Origin of the sequence: Asanoa sp. NPDC050611 (assembly GCF_040654855.1) — a bacterium.
Taxonomy (GTDB): Bacteria; Actinomycetota; Actinomycetes; order Mycobacteriales; family Micromonosporaceae; genus Asanoa.
On the sequence record NZ_JBFAIU010000071.1, the window covers coordinates 15,607 to 27,449 of the forward strand.

The 11,843-nt window shown below is 71.6% G+C and carries 14 protein-coding genes; 11 read left to right on the forward strand and 3 right to left on the reverse strand.

Annotation, left to right across the window (positions count from 1 at the left end; all coding sequences use genetic code 11):
• Nucleotides 1–56: 56 nt before the first annotated feature.
• From AB0H87_RS14045 to AB0H87_RS14075, 7 genes are all read left to right on the forward strand, one after another.
• Nucleotides 57–1,286, forward strand: coding sequence for an LCP family protein (locus tag AB0H87_RS14045; RefSeq protein ID WP_360143990.1), 1,230 nt, complete (start codon nt 57–59; stop codon nt 1,284–1,286).
• Between the two features lie 185 nt (nt 1,287–1,471).
• The gene (locus AB0H87_RS14050) at nt 1,472–2,425 is read left to right on the forward strand and encodes an LCP family protein (RefSeq protein ID WP_360143993.1); all 954 of its coding nucleotides are present in this window, start codon (nt 1,472–1,474) and stop codon (nt 2,423–2,425) included.
• Nucleotides 2,426–2,435: 10 nt separating this feature from the next.
• The gene (locus AB0H87_RS14055; protein ID WP_360143996.1) at nt 2,436–2,774 is read left to right on the forward strand and encodes a rhodanese-like domain-containing protein; all 339 of its coding nucleotides are present in this window, start codon (nt 2,436–2,438) and stop codon (nt 2,772–2,774) included.
• A 3-nt stretch (nt 2,775–2,777) separates the two neighbouring features.
• A complete protein-coding gene (locus AB0H87_RS14060) occupies nt 2,778–3,560 on the forward strand; it encodes a glycerophosphodiester phosphodiesterase family protein (protein WP_360143999.1) in 783 nt (260 codons plus the stop codon).
• Nucleotides 3,561–3,601: 41 nt separating this feature from the next.
• Complete coding sequence (locus tag AB0H87_RS14065; protein WP_360144002.1) at nt 3,602–5,062, forward strand: ATP-binding protein; 1,461 nt, start codon at nt 3,602–3,604, stop codon at nt 5,060–5,062.
• Between the two features lie 28 nt (nt 5,063–5,090).
• On the forward strand, nt 5,091–5,513 hold the full coding sequence (locus AB0H87_RS14070; protein ID WP_360144005.1) for an ATP-binding protein: 423 nt from the start codon (nt 5,091–5,093) through the stop codon (nt 5,511–5,513).
• Between the two features lie 54 nt (nt 5,514–5,567).
• Nucleotides 5,568–6,446 (forward strand): DUF5926 family protein, encoded by an 879-nt coding sequence (locus AB0H87_RS14075; RefSeq protein ID WP_360144008.1) that lies wholly within the window; start codon nt 5,568–5,570, stop codon nt 6,444–6,446.
• Here AB0H87_RS14075 and AB0H87_RS14080 read toward each other — a convergent pair.
• The gene (locus AB0H87_RS14080) at nt 6,433–7,644 is read right to left on the reverse strand and encodes an arginine deiminase (RefSeq protein ID WP_360144011.1); all 1,212 of its coding nucleotides are present in this window, start codon (nt 7,642–7,644) and stop codon (nt 6,433–6,435) included. The genes AB0H87_RS14075 and AB0H87_RS14080 overlap by 14 nt on opposite strands.
• A gap of 161 nt (nt 7,645–7,805) precedes the next feature.
• Here AB0H87_RS14080 and AB0H87_RS14085 point away from each other — a divergent pair, with 161 nt between their 5' ends.
• Both AB0H87_RS14085 and AB0H87_RS14090 read left to right on the forward strand, forming a co-directional pair.
• Nucleotides 7,806–8,531 (forward strand): hypothetical protein, encoded by a 726-nt coding sequence (locus AB0H87_RS14085; protein ID WP_360144014.1) that lies wholly within the window; start codon nt 7,806–7,808, stop codon nt 8,529–8,531.
• A 109-nt stretch (nt 8,532–8,640) separates the two neighbouring features.
• Nucleotides 8,641–9,129, forward strand: coding sequence for a PAS domain-containing protein (locus AB0H87_RS14090; protein ID WP_360144017.1), 489 nt, complete (start codon nt 8,641–8,643; stop codon nt 9,127–9,129).
• A gap of 8 nt (nt 9,130–9,137) precedes the next feature.
• Here AB0H87_RS14090 and AB0H87_RS14095 read toward each other — a convergent pair whose 3' ends face one another.
• Entirely contained in the window at nt 9,138–10,361 is a 1,224-nt protein-coding gene (locus tag AB0H87_RS14095; protein WP_360144020.1) for an RNA polymerase sigma factor, read from the reverse strand.
• Nucleotides 10,361–10,627, reverse strand: a complete 267-nt coding sequence (locus tag AB0H87_RS14100) for a YciI family protein (protein ID WP_360144032.1) — start codon at nt 10,625–10,627, stop codon at nt 10,361–10,363. The genes AB0H87_RS14095 and AB0H87_RS14100 overlap by 1 nt, the downstream gene beginning before the upstream one ends.
• Nucleotides 10,628–10,826: 199 nt before the next feature.
• Between AB0H87_RS14100 and AB0H87_RS14105 the strand changes: the two genes are divergently transcribed.
• Nucleotides 10,827–11,222: an ACT domain-containing protein gene (locus AB0H87_RS14105; RefSeq protein ID WP_360144023.1), complete on the forward strand. Its 396-nt coding sequence runs from the start codon at nt 10,827–10,829 to the stop codon at nt 11,220–11,222.
• Nucleotides 11,223–11,277: 55 nt separating this feature from the next.
• A complete protein-coding gene (locus AB0H87_RS14110) occupies nt 11,278–11,790 on the forward strand; it encodes a hypothetical protein (RefSeq protein ID WP_360144026.1) in 513 nt (170 codons plus the stop codon).
• Nucleotides 11,791–11,843 lie beyond the last annotated feature (53 nt).

Consider the following 11,843-nt stretch of genomic DNA (forward strand, 5'->3'; position numbering starts at 1 on the left):
GCCGTGCCGGCGTTGGTTGTGAGCCGTACCTAGGTTTGCTTCGTACTCTGGGTGACATGTCTGCGACCACGTCCTCGTCCGGTGGCACCTACGGGCGCGCCTCGGTGCCCGGCCGTGACACGTCGAGCGCCCCGGTGTCGGGCGCGCCGGCCGGCACCCGCATCAGCGGCCGCGCGCACGTGCCGGGAGCCCGCGCCGAGACCCGCCCACGCATCGGCGGCACCGGCCCGGGCGGCCCCGGCGGCCCTGGCGGTCCGCGCGGGCCGCGGCGGCCGGGTGCGCCGTACCGGAAGGGTCCGCAGCCCAAGTGGGGCCGGATCGCCCTCGTCGCGGTCGCCGGCCTGGTGGTGCTCGGCCTGCTGGCTGCCGGTGGCACGTGGATCTACGTGCGCGCGCTCAACGGCAACATCGGTCGCACCGACCCGTTCTCGGAGATCACCGGCGGCCGGCCGGCGAAGACGGCCACGGGTGCCCTCAACATCCTGATGGTCGGCACGGACTCCCGGGACCCGGACGCCGCGCTCGACAAGGCGGGCAAGTGGCGGGCCGACACGATCATCGTGATGCACATACCGGCCTCACAGGACAAGGCGTACCTGGTCTCGATCCCCCGTGACCTCTATGTGCCGGTGCCGAAGTCGGCCAATGCGGACTGCTCCGACTCCGAGCGCCACAAGGTCAACGCGGCGTTCGCGTTCGGCGGGTTGCCGCTGGCCGTGCGTACCGTCGAATGCTTCACCGACGTCCGGATGGACCACGTCATGGCGATCGACTTCGCCGGCTTCAAGGAGGTCACCGACGCGCTCGGCGGTGTCGACCTCAAGGTCGAGCGGACCATCAAGTCGATCCACAAGCCCTACCGGACGTTCCAGAAGGGCGTCAACCACATGAACGGCGACGAGGCGCTCGACTGGATCCGCCAGCGCAAGCAGTTCCCCGACGGCGACTTCGCCCGCATGCGCCACCAGCAGGAGTTCCTCCGCGCCCTGATGGACAAGGCCGCGAGCACGGGCACGTTGACCAACCCCGGCAAGCTCAACAGCTTCCTCAAGGCGGTCACCAATGCCGTCACTGTCGACGAGAACTTCTCGTTGGTCGACATGGCGCTGCAGTTCCGCAACCTGCGTGGCGAGAACCTGCAGTTCCTGACAAGTCCATACAGCGGCAGCCAGACCATCGGCGGCGAGTCGGTCGTGGTCTCCGACAAGACCAAGGCGCTGGCGATGTACAAGGCCATGACCGAGGACAAGATGGCCGAGTGGGTGACGGCCAACAAGAAGAAGTAACACCAGCCCCGATCCGGACGAACGACAAGGCTGGCCCTGGCCCGACATATCCGACTTAAGCTGACGCTACGGCGAGGCGGGGGTCGGGAGGAGCCATCAACTCGGGACGCAAAGGAGAGCGGCGGCCGCGCGCACCAGGTGGTGCGCCGGCCGGTCGGCCACGCTGGGCCAAGATCTTCATCGTCGTGGGCATCGCGCTCGCCATCCTGGCCGGACTCAGCCTCGGCGGTCTCAAGCTGCTGACGGAGCGCCTCGACGACGCCCTCAAGAAGGCCGACCTGCTCGACTCGGACGCCCGCTCGGGCAACGGCGAGTTGCACGGACCGCTCAACTATCTGCTGATCGGATCGGACCAACGGGACGCCAACCCCACCATGGGACATCGGGCCGATTCGATCGTGATAGTGAACATACCGGCCGGCCTCGACCGCGCGTACCTGATCTCCATACCGCGCGACCTGCGGGTCACCATCCCGGCGTACCCGCCGAGTGGTTACAAGGGCGGCCAGGACAAGGTCAACGCAGCTTTCCAGTACGGCGGGGCAGACGGTGCCAAGCTGCTCTCCGCGACCGTCACGAACCTCACCGGCGTGCGCTTCGACGGCGCCGCGATCGTGGACTTCACGGGCTTCAAGCGCGTGGTCGACCTGCTCGGCGGCGTCAACGTCTGCGTCGACCGGCAGGTCACCTCCATTCACACGGGTCACGTCTTCCCCGTGGGCTGCTACACGATGGACGGCGCGCAGTCGCTCGACTACGCACGGCAGCGCTACGGGCTCCCCCGCGGCGACTACGACCGCCAGCGACATCAGCAGCAGATCCTCAAGGGCATCGCGCAGAAGCTCACCGACCCGGCGGTGCTGGCCAATCCGCTGCGGCTCGACCAGACCATCCGGGCCATCGGCGGGACGATGACCGTCGACACGAACGGCGTACCACTGAACGATCTGGTCTTCTCGTTCCGCAACATGAGGGCCGAGAACGTGACCGGGATCCGCATGCCGTCCACCGGTGCCCGGATCGACGGGACTTCGTACAACGTGCTCACTCCGGACGCGGACGGCCTGTTCAAGGCCATCCGGGAGGGTGACGTGGCGGCCTGGGCGGCCGCCAACCCCAAGTGGGTGAACGCCATCTAGTCTGGGATGCGTGTGGAGACCAGAACCGGTTCCGTGGGTCGACGCGGAGAACGTGCCGGATGACGCCTACCTGCTCGACGTCCGGGAGGACGACGAGTGGACGGCCGGGCACGCGCCGGGCGCGCACCACGTGCCCATGATGGAGGTGCCGGCCCGGCTGGCCGACGTGCCGACCGATGCCGACGTCGTGGTCGTGTGCCGGATGGGCGGCCGCTCGGCCCAGGTCGTCAACTACCTCGCCAAGCAGGGCTGGGAGAACGTCCGCAACCTCCAGGGCGGCATGGAGGCCTGGCAGTCGGCCGGCCGCCCGATGGTCAGCGAAGACGGCCAGCCGGCCCGCGTGGTCTGATCGGTGGGCGAGTCGCCGCTGATCTTCGCGCACCGCGGCTCGTCCGCGGTGCTGCCGGAGCACACGCTGCCCGCCTACCAGAAGGCGATCGACGAGGGGGCCGACGGCGTCGAGTGTGACGTGCGGCTGACCCGCGACGGCCACCTGGTCTGCGTCCACGACCGGCGGCTCGACCGCACCAGCAACGGCAAGGGCCGGGTCAGCCGGCGCACGCTGGCCGAACTGGACGCGCTCGAGTTCGGCAGCTGGTCCAACCGCACCGGCACCGACATCCCCGAGGACCCCGACCGGGCCCGCCTGCTCACCCTCGACCGGCTGCTCGGGATGGTCCGCGACGCCGGCCGCGAGCTGCAGGTGCTGATCGAGACCAAGCACCCGACCCACCACGGCGGCGACGTCGAGCGCGCCCTGGCCGCACTGCTCCGCCGGCACGGCCTGGACCAGCCGCGGGACAGCGAGCGGGTCGCGGTCACCGTGATGTCGTTCTCGGCGCTCGCGGTGCGCCGGATGCGCGAGCTGGCGCCCGGCCTGCCCACCGCGTTGCTGATGGAGCTGCTGCCCTCGACGCTGCGCGGCACCCTGCCGTTCGGCGCCCGGATCGCCGGCCCCGGCATCCACCTGGTCAAGGCCAGACCCCGGCTGGTCCGCACACTGCAGGCCGCCGGCAACAAGGTCTACGTGTGGACCGCCAACGAGCCTGACGAGATCGATCTCCTCATCGACCTGGGCGTCGACGGCATCATCACGGACCGTCCGGCATTCGTGCTCCAGCACATCGGTCGGTAAGGACCCTTTTCGTAACGACCCGGGTTGGGCACACTCGGGACGTGCCCGCGCGACCGGACTATGCCGCTTTCATCGCCGGCCACTCCGAGGTGATCGAGCGGATCAACTCCGGTGAGGCCGGCCTGCCGATCCTGGGCGTCGTGCTGCGGCTCGCGCAGCAGGCCCTGGGCGCCGTCGGCATGACCTTCGCCGAGTACGGCCCGTCCGGCGGCCGGATCGTCGCCGCCACCGGTGCCGCCGAGTGGGCCCTGGGCCGCCCGGTCGACAAGACGTCGCCCACCACGAGCCGGCTGCTCACCGGGCTGCGGACCCAGGTGCTCTCGCTCGACCGGATCGAGGGGAAGTTCCCGGACCAGGCGACCGGCCACGGCCTGCACACCATGCTGGTCACCCGGGTGATCCTCGGCGGCATGGTGGTCGGCAGCCTGCAGGCGTTCTACCGCGAGGTCGAGGACCTGCCCACGATCGAGCACCACACGCTGATCGAGTTCGTCGGCACCAACCTCGCCCACATGTACGGCCACCAGGCCGGCCTGCCCGTGCACGGCGACGGCCCGGTCGTCGCCGCCCTCGCCGACGGGCTCGCGATCATCGACTACGACCGCAAGGTGCGGTTGTGGAACCCGGCGGCCGCGGAGGTCACCGGGCTCAGCGCCGAGGAGGTGCTCAACGCGACGCTCCCGTTCCCGATCCCGGTGCTCGGCCAGACGCTCGACCACCGGCTCGCCGACGGGCGCTGGCTGAAGATCACCGCGAGCGAGCTGACCGGCACCGTCGACTCGATCGTGGTCACCTTCCGGGACATCAGCGACCAGCACCGCCGCGACGGCGACCGGGACCTGTTCGTCGCCCTGACCAGCCACGAGCTGCGCACCCCGGTCACCGTGATCAAGGGGTACGCGGACACCCTGAACAGCCACTGGGACGAACTGCCCGAATACGAGCGGCGGCATGCCACGGACGTGATCGGCCAGCGCGCCGGCGAGCTGGCCAGGCTGGTCGACCGGCTGCTCTCCGCGGCCGACCAGAGCGGTCCGACCACCGGCTCGCCGCCCACGCCGTTCGACCTGGTCGAGGCGCTGCGGGTGGCCGAGCGCGACCTGCCCACCGCGCTGCGCCGCCGCCTGCTGGTCCGGCTGCCGGTCGACCTGCCCAAGGCGGTCGGCGACCGGAGCACGATCACCACGATCCTGACCGAGCTGGTCACGAACGCCGACAAGTACAGCAGCGACGGTTCCGCGATCGAGCTGACCGCGCACAGTGACGAGCGCACCGTGGTGTTCCGCGTTTCCGATCGAGGCATCGGGGTACGTCCCGAGCATGTGGAGCGCGCGTTCGACCGGTTCTGGCAGGCCGAGTCGGGCGACCGGCGGCGGTTCCCGGGCGCCGGATTAGGGCTATACCTGGTACGAAGGGTCATAGAGCGACAGAACGGATGGGTGTCGCTTCGTCCACGGGACGGTGGCGGCACCGTCGCGGAGGTCCGACTCCCGCGCGGCTGACGCGCGGGACCGGCACTGGGAGGCGGGAGTGGCGACGGCGGTGGCCGAGCGGTCCTGGTACGTGGTGGTGCCGCACCATGCGCGCGGCGCGCGCGCCGCGCGCCACCAGCTGACCACCGAGCTGGCCGGCACGGTGCCCGAGGAACTGCTCGACGACGTGGTCGCGGTGGCCGGTGAGCTGGTGGTCAACGCGGTCCGGCACGCCCGGCCGCTGCCCGGCGACGTGATCCGGGTCGACTGGGGCGTCACGCCGGACGGGGTGGTCCAGGTGCGGGTGACCGACGGCGGCGGGCGGCTCCACCCCAACCCCCGCCAGGCCGGCCCGCAGGCCCTCGACGGGCGAGGACTCCAGATCGTCGGTGCCCTGGCGGACCGCTGGGGCGTCGAGCACGACCGCCGCGGCCAGAGCGTCTGGGCCGAGCTCGCGGAGCACTCGCACTCCCTGGCGTGAAACGCCACCCCGCGACCGCCCCGCTACGCAAGGGTGGCAATAGGCTGTCTCCCCATGAGTAAGAAGCGCCGGATCAAGAACGACGGCACCCCCAAGCGGGAGAAGACCCCCGACATGTTCTCGGCGCGCCCCTTCGAGGGCCTCGCCGACGAGGTCGAGTGGATCGCCCTGCGCGAGCTGGTCCCGGCCGCCTCCGCGCCGCTGACCCTCGGGCCGGAGCTGGTCAAGGAGTTCGGCGACCGCCCGGTCACGCTCGCCACCGTGCTGCCCATGGCCTGGCCGGCGATGACCAAGCCGGACGGCCGGGTCTTCCTGGGCCTGCAGCGGCACGTGCAGTCCGGCGACGTCTCCCGCGACCTCGCCGTGGCGCTCGTGCGGGCACTGCAGACCAACCCGGGCAGCCCGGTCTCCGTGCCGGCACACGCCGGCGTCGGCCCGCGGCTGCAGGACCTGATCGTCGACGGCCCGCTGGACGTCACCCTGCACGACGGCTTCGAGTTCTGGCTCGACGACGACGCCGGGGACGACGCCAACGTCAAGGCGTCCCTCGAACGGGCGAACGCGTCCATCTATCCGACCGTGCGGCTGGCCGCGGCCAAGGCCGCCTACTGGTGCCGGGTCCCGGACCGCGGCCACATCCGCTGGGTGCTGCCGGACGACGAGGACGCCGCGCTGGCCGCCCTGGCCCGCCTGTCGGCCGCCGGCGACCTGCTGCTCGGCGAGGGCACCAAGTTCGCCGGCATGTTCCGGGCGCACGGGCGCCTGGTCCCGGTCTGGGACATCCCGCGCGACCCGGAGGCGGCCGAGTGGGAGGCGGCGCTGGCGGCCTTCGCCAAGCGCTACCAGGACGCGCTCGGCGACACCTCCCCGCTCGACGCCGCCGCCCGCCGGTCCCGCCAGGGCCTGGTCGGCCGCCAGCTCACCCTGCGCTGATCCCGTCCCGGAGCATCGGGCAGGACATACAGCGTGGGCCGCCCCGGCCCGAGCCCAGCTCGGAGCCGGGGATCCGGATCACCTCGATGCCGGCCCGCTCGAGCTGCGCGTTGGTCTCCACGTTGCGTTCGTAGGCGACGCACAGCCGCGGCGCGATGGCCAGCGTGTTGTTGCCGTCGTCCCACTGCTCGCGTTCCGCGGTGACCGGGTCGAGGCCGGTGTCGATGACGCGCAGCGTGCCGATGTCCATCGCGTCGGCCGCCGCGCGCAGGAACGGCGCCGGCCCGTCGACCTGCGGCTCTCCGTCGGCGCCGGCGATCACCGTGTACGCCTGGAGCGTGTCCGCATATTTCGGATACATGATGACGGCGTCCGCGTCGACCATCGTCACGATCGTGTCCAGGTGCATGGTCGCCCGCTCCTGCGTGATCGGCACGACCAGGATCGTGTGCGCGAGCTGCGCGCTGAACACCCGCCGGGCCAGCCGCTCCGCCCCCGCCGGCGTGGTCCGCTCGCCCACCCCGATCGCGATCACGCCCTCGGCCAGCAGCAGCACGTCGCCGCCCTCGACCGGCTCCAGCGCCGGGTCGTAGACGAACCGCGTGCCGACGAACCGCGGGTGGAAGCGGTAGATCGCGTTGGTCAGCGTCGTCTCCCGGCGCCGGGCGGGCATGGCCAGGCTCGTCACGGCGGCCCGGTCGCGTACCCAGACCGACGAGTCCCGGGTGAAGAGCAGGTTCGGCAGCGGGTCGATGACGAACTGGTTGCTGGGCATCAGCGCGTAGACCAGGCCGCCCGGGCGGTCGGCGCTGGTACGCAGCTCGTCGTGCGCCAACCCACCGATCAGCACCCCGGCCAGCGCCGAGGGATCCAGGTAGGTGAGATGGTCGGCGACCCGGCGGCGGAGGGTGTCGCCGAGCCGGGGATCGTCGACGACGCTCGCGGTGATCTCCGCTCGTGCCTCGGGCACGGACAGCGTCTCGGCGAGCAGTTGCGACAGATAGAGGACTTCGACGCCTCGTGCGCGGAGGGCCGCCGCGAAGGTATCGTGTTCCTCTTGGGCGCGACCGACCCACGGGATGCCGTCGAAGAGCAGCGAATCGTTGTTTCGCGGGGTCAGCCGGGCTAGCTCCCGACCTGGCCGATGCAGGAGCACGGTGCCCAATCGGCCGACTTCGCTTCCGACATAGTGCGTCACAAGGCCCGAGCCTAGGCCGTGGTTGTCACCATCCGGGAAAAGAGCCGTAGGGTGAATGCGGCATTCATCCCCACTCATTCCCCCGGCGCATCTTGCCTGAGTACCGGTATAGCCACGTACGGTAGCTAGACAGCCAAAGCTCGCCCTTGCCGGAGGCAGCGATGACCGTATTTCCTGCGCGTCGAGCCGTCCCCCTCACCCCCCGACGAGCTCTGCCGAGCGCAGAAACCCCCCATCCCGATCTGATCGAAGCCGCGCGTCCACGCCCGCTGGACTGGGCCCGCCGCCGGCGCGCCGAGCGCGACGCACGCCGCATCGAAGCGGCGGGTGCCCGCGCCCTCAACCGCATCGAGCACCTCGGGCCCGCGTGGCACGTGGTGGAGTGGCCCCGCACCGACTCGTTCGACGCCCTGTTCACGGGCGCCGACGACCAGGCCGGGTTCCTGGTGATCGGGCCGAGCGGCCTGTTCGCCGTCACGATCGCCGACCACGGGCGCTCCCGCGTGATGGTCGCCGGTGACGTCGTGCAGATCAGCGGCAAGCGCCCGCCCTACATCACCGAGGCGCGACGCGACGCGAAGCGCGCCGCGAAGGCGCTCAGCGCCGCCACCGGGCACTCGATTCCGGTGACCCCCGTGTTGACATTCGTCGGTTCTGGCGTCATCAGCGTCTACGGGCTACCCAAGGACTGTCTGGTCGCGACCCACCGCGAGCTTGATCGCCTGCTCGTGGCCGGGGGCGACCGGATCAGCCCGGCGACCGCCGAGAAGCTGTCCGCTGTCGCGAGCCAGCCCAGCACGTGGCTCAACATGGCCAACAGCGGCGGTGGCTACCGGTGGTACGAAGACGGCCGCACCGCCTCGACCAAACTCGCCACCCGCCGTTGACCGCGCTGCCACTACCTCCCGCAGCACTGGCCGACCGGAGGGTCGTCGGCACGCGAATCACCGGTTAGCGTGACGGTGGGGCAACTGCCGGCGATGCACAGGAGGCGCGGTGGCGCACGTCGAACTCGAGATCGAGGTTTTGGCACCTGGCGAATCCGATGGCGTGGAGCCGACCACCGGCCCACCCGCCGGTGCCGCCTGGACGCCGACCCCGTGGTCGACCAGCTTCGACCGCTGGGCCGAGACAGTGTTCGCGGCTGACGAGCCCTGCCTGGTCATCGACGCCGAGATGACCATCGTCGCCGCGTCGGTCGCCTGCTGCGAGCTGCTCGGCCTCGCCGACCCGCAAGCCGCCGTCGGTCGCCCGCTGCTCGACGCCGGCCTCCGCCTGGTCGACTTCACCGCCGCCCGCAGCGAGCTCACCGAGACCGAGGTCGACAAGATCCCGCCGCTGCTCGCGGTGACGTCCGGGCGCCAGGCGCGCGGCCTGCTCCGCGTCAACCACGACAACGTCGACGCCACGGTCGACGCGATCGCCACGCCGCTCACGCTCGACGGCAAGGTCGTCGGCTCCCTGACCTTCTTCGCGCCGGTCTGACGGGCGTCCTACGCGACCTCGGCCCGGCGGCGCAGAAGATAGCGGCGCTCCGGCTCCGACGTGACCTGCGCCAGCGCTTCGTCGTAGGCGCGGACCGCTTCCGCCCGCCGGTCCAGTCGGCGCAGCAGATCCGCCCGGGTCGCCGGGAGCAGGTGATAGCCGGCCAGCGCACCCGTCGCCGCCAGGCGGTCGACCAGCACCAGGCCAGCCAACGGTCCGTCGGCCATCGCCACCGCCACCGCGCGGTTCAGCTCGACCACCGGTGAGGGCGCCAGCTTCAAGAGCTCGGCGTACAGCCCCGCGATCTCGGTCCAGTCCGTGTCGGCCGCCGTCGGGGCGGTCGCGTGGACCGCGGCGATCGCCGCCTGGATCTGGTACGGGCCCGGCCGGCCCCGGCGCAGCGCCCGCCGCAGCAGGGCGTCGGCCGACGCGATCCGCCGGACGTCCCAGCGCGAGCGGTCCTGGTCAGCCAGCGCCACCAGCTCGCCGCCGGCGTCCAGCCGGCCCGACCGCCGGGCGTCGTGCAGCACCATCAGCGCCAGCAGGCCGGCGGCCTCGGGCTCGTCGGGCATCAGCGCGACCAGCACCTCGGCCAGCCGGATCGCCTCCCCGGTCAGGTCGACGCGCACCAGGTCGGCGCCCGCCGATGCGGCGTACCCCTCGTTGAACAGCAGATAGACCACCGCGAGCACGGCGGCCAGCCGGTCCGGCAGCAGGTGGTCGGGCGGCACCCGGAACGGGATGCCGGCATTGCGGATCTTGCCCTTGGCGCGGAACAGCCGTTGCGCCATGGTCTTCTCCGGCAGCAGGAACGCCCGGGCGATCTCCGCGGTGGTCAGTCCGGCCAGCGTGCGCAGCGTGAGCGCGACCTGGGCCTCCTGGTCCAGCGCCGGGTGGCAGCAGGTGAAGATCAGCTCGAGGCGGTCGTCCGGGATGCCCTGCGGCGCCAGCGACTCGGGTTGTGCCATCCGCACCACCTCCCGCAGCTTCTCGGCCTCGACGGCGGCCCGGCGCACCCGGTCCAGCGCGCGGTTCCGTGCGGTCACCACGAGCCAGCCACCGGGGCGGTCCGGCACACCCTCGTGCCGCCAGCGCTCCAGCGCCTTCGCGAACGCGTCCTGGGCGCACTCCTCCGCGAGGTCCCAGTCGCCGGTCAGCCGGATCACCGCCGCCACCACGCGGCCCCATTCCGCGCGGTAGACGGCGGCGACCCGGTCGTCGATGTCGCTCATCAGTCCCAGAAGGGCCGCACGTCGACCATCCCGGCCCAGGCCATCGGGTGCTTCGCCGCGATCTCGATGGCCTCGTCCAGGTTCGCCGCCTCGATGATGTCGAAGCCGGCGATCTGCTCCTTGGTCTCCGCGTACGGGCCGTCGAGCACCACGACCTCGCCGTTGCGCACCCGCACCGTGGTGGCGTCCGTGCCGGGGCGCACCCGGTTGCCGGTCAGCCGGGCACCGCTGCCGTCCATCTCGGTGACCCAGTCCTCGACCGGCATGGGACCGCCGGCCGCATCGACGGACTCCGCGCCCGGCTCGTTGCCCGGCGCCTCGGTGCAGATCAGAAACAGGTACTTCATCTCGGGTTTCCTTCCGCTTCGCGTCAGCTTCCACCCCATACGACGAACGAGATAGCTCGCCCACTACCAACCGGGAAAAAGTTCTTTCGGGCGGCCCGCTGGCCGTACCCTTCGTGTCATGCCCGCTCTTGATCTTTTGCCGGACGACTACGCGGTCTGCCGGCTTCCGGCCGGTTCGGCCCTTCCGCCGGGACTGGTCGACGGCGGCAACGGCGGCCGTCCCGGCGTGGTCTCCGTGACCTGGACCGCCGACGAGGTGTCGGTGATCTGCCGCGCCGACCTGGTGCCCGACGGCGCCAGCGCCGAGGCGCCCTGGCGGTGCCTGCGGGTCGCCGGCCCGCTGGACTTCGCCCTGACCGGCGTCCTGGCGTCGATGGTCGCCCCGCTGGCCGCCGCCCGCGTCGCGATCATGGCGTTCTCCACCTACGACACCGACTACATCCTGGTGCCCAGCGTCCGGCTCGCGGAAGCCGTGGCGACCCTGGACCAGGCCGGCCATCCGGTCACCACCTGACCGGGCATACGATGTTCCGGCCCGCACCCCTGTCGATGCCCCACCCCGAGGTCCCGTGCGCCGCCCCACCCACCTTCTGCTGCTCGCCGCGTCCGCGACAGTCGCCCTGGGCGCGGCCGGCTGCGGCGTCCCGCCCGAGCTGAACCCGCCTGGTTCGAAGGTACCCAGCCCGTCGGTGACCGCCAGTCCGACACCGAGCTCGCTGCCGCCCGCACCGCCGCCACTCCCGCCGCCGAGCCCCACCGCGTCCGAAGGCTTCCCGGACAGCCCGGCGGTGGCCTGCGGGGGCCGGCCGTCCGCCGCCCAGATCGTCACGCTGCTGAAGCGGCGCGGGCTGCTGCCCTCGTCCTACCAGCGCCGGGTGACCGTCGGGCCGTTGTGCGCCGGCACCTGGCAGTGGACCGTCCTCGACACCAGCAACGGGCCGCTCCAGGCCGTCAGCGAGATAACCGACAACACGCTGCGCCTGATCACCGCCGGCACCGACGTGTGCAGCATCGAGGTGCGCGCCGGAGCGCCGGCGGGCATCCGGGCGGCGGCCTGCGACGCCCTGCCGCCGTCCCTCTAGAGCCGGTTTGCTCTGCATCCATATACGCATCACCCTCGCGTGCAGAGCGATGC

Excerpts from the sequence above, each read along its gene's own strand:
- AB0H87_RS14045 (WP_360143990.1), top strand. The coding sequence starts at position 57 with ATGTCTGCGACCACGTCCTCGTCCGGTGGCACCTACGGGCGCGCCTCG.
- AB0H87_RS14075 (WP_360144008.1), top strand. The coding sequence starts at position 5,568 with ATGAGTAAGAAGCGCCGGATCAAGAACGACGGCACCCCCAAGCGGGAG.
- AB0H87_RS14085 (WP_360144014.1), top strand. The coding sequence starts at position 7,806 with ATGACCGTATTTCCTGCGCGTCGAGCCGTCCCCCTCACCCCCCGACGA.
- AB0H87_RS14095 (WP_360144020.1), bottom strand. The coding sequence starts at position 10,361 with ATGAGCGACATCGACGACCGGGTCGCCGCCGTCTACCGCGCGGAATGG.
- AB0H87_RS14100 (WP_360144032.1), bottom strand. The coding sequence starts at position 10,627 with ATGCCGGTCGAGGACTGGGTCACCGAGATGGACGGCAGCGGTGCCCGG.
- AB0H87_RS14105 (WP_360144023.1), top strand. The coding sequence starts at position 10,827 with ATGCCCGCTCTTGATCTTTTGCCGGACGACTACGCGGTCTGCCGGCTT.